The organism is Pseudoalteromonas sp. BZA4, from assembly GCF_040104395.1.
GTDB lineage: Bacteria > Pseudomonadota > Gammaproteobacteria > Enterobacterales > Alteromonadaceae > Pseudoalteromonas.
Genome location: NZ_JBECOT010000106.1, coordinates 1 through 6,464, shown reverse-complemented (window position 1 = coordinate 6,464; position 6,464 = coordinate 1). Strand labels below are relative to the sequence as shown.

The window sequence follows — 6,464 nt, the reverse complement described above, 5'->3', positions numbered from 1 at the left end:
TTCATGCTCTTCTGCCAACCGTGAAATTGCCATTGGCCTCGACGGTTGATAAAGTACTTCATGGCGATCCAAGTTTTTGATTTTGTTGGATGACGCCTTTTAGCCCAATGCCATAACGCTAGAAATAGTTTGTGGCTCACATATCCGAATACTTGTTTGGCAACGCAATGGCGATAGTAATTCGACCAACCCCTGAGTTTCGGATTTATCAACTTGATTAGATCGTTAACGGGGGTAGTTGCGTGCTTTTTAATGAGTTCGCGCAAGTTACTCAGAAATATTAACGTGTTAGATTTGCTCGGTTTAATGAGCAGTTTTCCTTTGTACTTCCTATGGTTAAAGCCTAGGAAGTCAAAACCACGGCTAATGTGAGTAATGTGCGTTTTCTCTTCGGAGAGCGTTAAGCCTCTATGTGCTAAGAAGTCAGCAATCAACGGTTTGATATCGTTCTCCAGCACGTCCTTTGAAGTGCATGTGACGACGAAATCATCGGCGTATCCTATAAAGTTGGCTCTCGCCCCATTTTTAAGTGCGGTGGACTTAATGCGTTGCTCAAGACCTGCAAGAGTCATCAGCATCAAGGTTGGAGATATGATCCCGCCTTGTGGTGTTCCCTCGTCAGTGCGATAGAACAGCCCTTTGTCCATAAAACCAGACTTTAACCATTGTTCCAACATTCGTTTATCTACAGCTATATTATTCATAAGCCATTGATGCCCAATCTTGTCGAAACAGGCTTTGATATCTCCCTCAAGAACCCATTGCGCGGATTGCTTTTTACTCAAACAGAGAAAACACTGAGCAATAGCATCAGCAGTGCTTCTATTGCGCCGAAATCCGTAGCTATTTGGGTCAGCAAGTGTTTCTGACACAGGCTCTAGTGCAAGAAGGTGAAGCGCTTGTAGCGCTCTATCGACCATGCACGGGATACCCAAAGGTCTGAGCTTGCCGTTTTTCTTAGGGATGTAGATACGCTTGAGCGGTTTGGCTTGATAAGCCTTTCTGCTCAATTGATTGACTGCTTTCATGCGGCGCGTATCCGTATTCCAGATGACGCCGTCTATTCCGGGCGTTTTACTGCCTTTGTTTTGTGATACTCGCTTAACAGCAAGAAGTTTTGCCGAATGCGAGTGAGTCAGTATCCACTGCAACGCTTTCGCTTTGCTGTGTTTACCTTCTCTTGTTGCTTTTGCAATACGCATCTGAAGCTTTAAAACGTGCGACTCAACAGTTTTCCAATTTATGGATTGCCATTGAGCACTGTCAGGGGAGGCACTAATCTCTTTTGAAATCATCATTTGCGTTTCTCCTTGAATAAAGTTCTTCAAATTCTCTTGCAACGGAAGACCAGTCGGAAGTCAGCTCACTTTCGTGCCAGACAGACGTCTGTATCTGCATCATTACAATCCAGCCTTTGCTTTCTCCAACATCCTCTACCTGCATCACTATCGGCTATATAAGCTTTCCCAAAGGGAGTGATACAGGCTTACCGTGTTCCGTATGTTGCGCAATGTCAGGTTAGATGCCCGCTATAGTGCGGAGAGTTCAGTGATCACGAAAGAGCATGGGGCAATCTCTTTCCGACTCTCGTGCCTTTTGGCTACAGCGTATTAACCACTTCCGCTGTTTCATCGTATAACGCACCTTACGCGGATTCACTTATGTTCATCATACTGACTGCCTAGCACTCACCCGATTTGTGGTTATCAGGAGGATCGTCCTCTCACGATTAAGATCCCGATTGGCGCATACCAACCTTCGTTACATTGTCAGAGCCGCTACTTTATTCAGGCTCCTAGGATCATCTGGTGATACAGATGGTTCACTCATTAAGCGGTGAACAGCGCTTCATACGACTTCACGTCGCACGCCCCAAGACGAGTTAAGGCGAATTACTCAAAAGAGCGAACTTCGGCCTTCACAATTGCTTTTCTATTTCGTCAAAGTCTATTGCTCGCATAGTCAAGAAAACGACCCAATCGCTCGTTTTTATCCTGAGGTAAAAGCGAGAACTCCTAAATTTTAATAACACTGGTAATTAGTTAACAAGTTTGTTAGAAATAATCTAATAAGAAAAACGAGCTACGCTGTGGTAGAAAAACGCGCGATTAGCTCGCTATAAACATGTTAGCTGTATTCAATGGACTTCATAATAAAACTTATAGTTCGGCTAGGTATTTTAGCTGGGGTAATTTCTACATTTTTTATCTTATGGGTATATTTTACTTTCCCCGATATGTGTGGCAATTATCTCCATGCGGAAGCTTATTCACCTGATAACAAAAATCGGATAGTAGTGTTCCAGCGTGATTGTGGTGCAACTACAGGGTTTTCTACTCAGATTTCTATTTTAGGCGCAGATGTTAAGCTACCAAATGAATCAGCCAATATATTCATCATACCAGGGCACCCAAACGAAGTGGCGCCAGGTGTGGAGTGGTTGGATAACTCTACAATAAAGATATCTCACAGGCTTAATGGGCAAGAATATTTATCAGAAACTAGTTATGGATGGTTTAATAAAGTTGTAGTTAAATATGAGTAACCATACAGCTAACAAACGCATCAACGCATGGACTAATAAAGCTTGGCTTGGTTCGTGCCTCACCAATTTTAGCCAAGCATTATTAGCCCGTTATGCGAGGCGTTATACGAATTCTCGAAATGGAGTTTTGAATGAAGGGTAAATATATTCCACCTTTCTTGGATGGTGATGCATTTAACTGTGCAAATTGCCATGTTTACACTAAACAGCAGTGGTATTTTATGAGAGGTTCAACTCAATCTAATGGTTATGGAGGACAGAGAGAAGACGATCGTTTTAAAGTTTCTTACTGTGACCACTGCAATTTTCCAACAATTTGGCACAAAGACACATTACTATTCCCTTCGAATATCTCAGTTGAAGGGCCAAGCGAAGACTTACCTAATGATGTAAAACTTGATTACGAGGAAGCAAGAACAATTGTAAACCTTTCTCCAAGAGGAGCCGCTGCTTTATTGCGATTAGGGATACAAAAGCTGTGTGCTCATCTGGGTCAACCGGGAAAGAATATTAACGCGGATATTAAAGCACTTGTAGCAGAAGGTTTGCCACCCAAAGTACAAGAGGCATTAGACAGTGTAAGAGTTATAGGTAACGATGCTGTGCACCCTGGAACTATCGATTTAAATGATAACAGAGATATCGCTAACCAACTTTTTCGTCTAGTAAATTTCATTGCCCAGAAAATGATCACCGAACCTAAAGAGATCGAAGATATATATAACAGCCTTCCAGCTGAAAAACTGAAAGGAATTAACGAACGTGACGGTAGCAAGTAAATTCGTATAACAAACGCATGAACTCGCTCGCAGGCTCGCTGGGACAATAACACGTAGGCTCAGTCGCTTCGCTCCAATTATAGCCTACGTGTTATTGCCCGTTATGCGGGTGTTAGGTTACTAATGAGTACAGATATAGAACCGATGTATATTGATTGCGGTAAGCATGGAAAGCGAGTGGCTGCCGTAGTATGTGGTCATCTTGTCAAACCTGAGGGAGAGCCTCTCGGTTTCATTGAAAATTCAAGCGTTCCAAATGATCTTCAAGCTTGGTGTTATCAATGTGAGGCTGTTTTTGAGGAAGAGGACGGCATGACAGAAGATTCAGAGAGTTTAATCAAATGTCAGTCGTATGTGTTAACTGTTACGAACAAGCAGCACAGTATCACAATGTAGATTGAGGTTCGTAACCTAACAAGCTGTTTAAAATGGACGCCTTACTGCTTGGCTGGCGCTCATTCTTCGCTAAGTTTAGCCAAGCGTAATCCGCCTATTAACAGGGCGTTATGTAGCAGGTGAAAAATTGAGTCAGCAGTGCAAAAAATGTGATAGTAAGATCAATCCTATAGAAGTTAAGGTGTCAGGCCATTATTCACATTTTAAATGCCCTGTTTGTGGTGCAGATGTATCAAGCAATAGAGGAAAAGGTGTTCTCGCTCTAATTGGTATTGGTTTAATTGCTTGGGCTTTAGCCTTTGCTTATCACCATTTGGCTGGCTAAAGTGAAGCACTGACAGTTTAGCTACATAACAAGGCAAATCAATAAGGACAAAAAACAGTTGGCTTTTTCTCCTTCGTCGCTATTTTAGCCAACAATTTTTTGCCCATTATTTGGGCGTTATATACCTAAGAGAGTTATGTGAATATTGCTATTTTTGTAGTTTCATTTGTGGTCTATGTTTGGCTCTGCTTGGGTATCGTAAAGTTCCATAAACATTTAGCAGATAAACTTAAACTGGTTAATCGTCGTAGTTTGTTAAACGTGTTTAGCCAATATATTTGGTTTCTGTTGTTTATCGTTACCTACATTCCGTTTAGTATATTCTTCCCTGCATGGTTAAATGGAAAACTTGGCATAGTGCAAGAGTCCCCAAATGTAACAGCTATTTTCATTTTGTTGGGATGTTTAACACTAGCAATTACTATGTGGCTAGGTTATAAAAAAACTAAGCAGGCGAATTGGTAATCGGCATATAACAAAGCAAATTAAAAAGTGCGGACAAAAAACTAGTTGGCTTTGTTCGTACCTTACAAATTTTTAGCCAACTAATTTTTGCCGTTTATTTGCGGCGTTATGTGCATTAGGGAGTTTTACGGAAAGTGAGTTTCTTAAAAGTTTTTTATTATCGCGCGCTCTCCTTTATTGCTTCAATCTGCTTTGCGTCTTCAGTCTGTGCTAGTAGCTGCTATATCACCGAAGATATGGTGAATGAATGGAATCAAAAATATGGTGAAGACGTTCAGATAACAGCTAAAGAAAAGGACGGTGAGTTTCTCGTTGAAGCTTCATTTCCGCTTAAGCTGGGAGAATCAGAGTTTGAAGGTATTTGGTTATTTAAGGGTCAACCTGTCTTTGATGCAACTTTAATGAATCACGATTTTTCCATGCCTATCGCGCCATGGAAAAAAGAAGATGGCTATGGTCATATTTTTTATACAGTTAAGTCATATCTAGCTAGCGAGAATTACCTTTCCATTACGTATGGAGAAGATTGTGGGATGTATATCCAATTTCCAGTTATTTTTACCACACAATAAAGGACGCATGTATTATCAAGTGCGCACATAACAAACGCATTAACACTCGCTGCGCTCGCTAGGGACAAAAACACGTAGGCTCCCTGTGCTTCGCTTGGTATTGTAGCCTACGTATTTTTGCCCGTTATGCGGGCGTTATACGTATCGAAGGATCGGTTTAGTAATATGAAATACTTTTCAATTTTTTTGATTCTACTTTCAATTGTTGGCTGTAAATCTACTCGAAATACAATCGAATACACTGACCCTGGTTTTTATCTTCAACCAGTCTTAAAAATGAAAGTAGTACCTACTTTTTCAAACCCTGTTATCTATGAGGTTACTAGGCACAAACCCTATCAGTTAATAACTACAACTTATGAGGGCGCTGGGGGTTATGACTGGAAAGGTATTAAATCAAAGAAAAGTATTGAATTAACAGAAGAACAGTACTCAAATTTAGTTAGTAAGTTAGAGAAAACACTGGTGTTTCCGAAAGATAAAACTCGGGGAATGGATGGAGATACTTGGATGCTAGAAAGCTCTTTGTATCAATACACTGCCGTAGCATATTGGGAGCCAGAATATCAAACAGATAAACGTGGGCTTGAAGATTTTGTAAGATTAAAAAGTTACCTTGAACAACTAAGCAGCGATAAATAGGTGTAAAATACGTATAACAAACAGTTTAAAAGCGGACAAAATTCAGTTGGCTGGTTTCGCTCCGCTTCACATTGTAGCCAACCAAATTTTGCCTTTTAACTGAGGCGTTATACGTTTCTAGAGTTCGGAGTAAATTAAGTGCCTGAAGAAGCAATTACGTTTGCGAAAAAGCTGCTGGAAAGCGATGAAGATTACTTAGATAACGTAATTAAGCTATGGCGTATTGGTAATGAAAAGTATGGCCAATGCTGGAACACTGAATTTCATATTTTTGGTGAAATTGAATCAGAAACAGATCATTTACCCTTAACTCATGTTAGGTCAAAGTGCTCAGAAGAGTTTCTGGCTAAAGCTGATAAAGAATTAAAAGAAACTATCGAGTATTATCGGGACAGTGTTACTAAAGCTTGTAACATCATTATCAGTGGTAAAAACGTATAACAAGCGCATTAATGAACGGACGTCTAAAGCTTGGCTGACGCTCGTTCCTCGCTGATTTTAGCCAAGCATTATCCGCCCATTATGCGGGCGTTAGGTTACTAATGAGTACAGATATAGAACCGATGTATATTGATTGCGGTAAGCATGGAAAGCGAGTGGCTGCTGTACTATGTGGTCATCTTGTCAAACCTGAGGGAGAGCCTCTCGGTTTCATTGAAAATTCAAGCGTTCCAAATGATCTTCAAGCTTGGTGTTATCAATGTGAGGCTGTTTTTGAGGAAGAGGACGGCATGACAGAA

General features: G+C 40.8%; 10 protein-coding genes. 9 read left to right on the top strand and 1 reads right to left on the bottom strand.

Translation table 11 applies throughout. The features are described from left to right. On the bottom strand, nt 1-1,298 hold a 1,298-nt coding region (gene ltrA, locus ABMY41_RS21165; protein WP_349276182.1), incomplete at its 3' end, for a group II intron reverse transcriptase/maturase. An 842-nt stretch (nt 1,299-2,140) separates the two neighbouring features. Between ltrA and ABMY41_RS21160 the strand changes: the two genes are divergently transcribed. The 9 genes from ABMY41_RS21160 to ABMY41_RS21120 form a co-directional block, all read left to right on the top strand. Next, nucleotides 2,141-2,545, top strand: coding sequence for a DUF5412 family protein (locus ABMY41_RS21160; RefSeq protein WP_209328351.1), 405 nt, complete (start codon nt 2,141-2,143; stop codon nt 2,543-2,545). 131 nt (nt 2,546-2,676) lie between these two features. After that, nucleotides 2,677-3,324 (top strand): DUF4145 domain-containing protein, encoded by a 648-nt coding sequence (locus tag ABMY41_RS21155; RefSeq protein WP_289097222.1) that lies wholly within the window; start codon nt 2,677-2,679, stop codon nt 3,322-3,324. Nucleotides 3,325-3,447: 123 nt separating this feature from the next. Next, entirely contained in the window at nt 3,448-3,720 is a 273-nt protein-coding gene (locus ABMY41_RS21150; protein ID WP_289097221.1) for a hypothetical protein, read from the top strand. Between the two features lie 127 nt (nt 3,721-3,847). Further along, nucleotides 3,848-4,045, top strand: coding sequence for a hypothetical protein (locus ABMY41_RS21145; RefSeq protein WP_138625643.1), 198 nt, complete (start codon nt 3,848-3,850; stop codon nt 4,043-4,045). A 138-nt stretch (nt 4,046-4,183) separates the two neighbouring features. Next, nucleotides 4,184-4,510, top strand: coding sequence for a hypothetical protein (locus tag ABMY41_RS21140; protein WP_289097220.1), 327 nt, complete (start codon nt 4,184-4,186; stop codon nt 4,508-4,510). 134 nt (nt 4,511-4,644) lie between these two features. After that, a complete protein-coding gene (locus tag ABMY41_RS21135; protein ID WP_138625644.1) occupies nt 4,645-5,082 on the top strand; it encodes a hypothetical protein in 438 nt (145 codons plus the stop codon). 165 nt (nt 5,083-5,247) lie between these two features. Further along, nucleotides 5,248-5,724 (top strand): hypothetical protein, encoded by a 477-nt coding sequence (locus tag ABMY41_RS21130; RefSeq protein WP_063707276.1) that lies wholly within the window; start codon nt 5,248-5,250, stop codon nt 5,722-5,724. Between the two features lie 138 nt (nt 5,725-5,862). Continuing rightward, nucleotides 5,863-6,165, top strand: a complete 303-nt coding sequence (locus ABMY41_RS21125) for a hypothetical protein (RefSeq protein ID WP_105173430.1) — start codon at nt 5,863-5,865, stop codon at nt 6,163-6,165. Between the two features lie 101 nt (nt 6,166-6,266). Beyond that, on the top strand, nt 6,267-6,464 hold a 198-nt coding region (locus ABMY41_RS21120), incomplete at its 3' end, for a hypothetical protein (RefSeq protein ID WP_349276178.1).

Bases quoted from the DNA above. Each gene is read 5' to 3' on its own strand.
- ABMY41_RS21160 (WP_209328351.1), top strand. From the start codon at position 2,141: ATGGACTTCATAATAAAACTTATAGTTCGGCTAGGTATTTTAGCTGGG.
- ABMY41_RS21155 (WP_289097222.1), top strand. From the start codon at position 2,677: ATGAAGGGTAAATATATTCCACCTTTCTTGGATGGTGATGCATTTAAC.
- ABMY41_RS21150 (WP_289097221.1), top strand. From the start codon at position 3,448: ATGAGTACAGATATAGAACCGATGTATATTGATTGCGGTAAGCATGGA.
- ABMY41_RS21130 (WP_063707276.1), top strand. From the start codon at position 5,248: ATGAAATACTTTTCAATTTTTTTGATTCTACTTTCAATTGTTGGCTGT.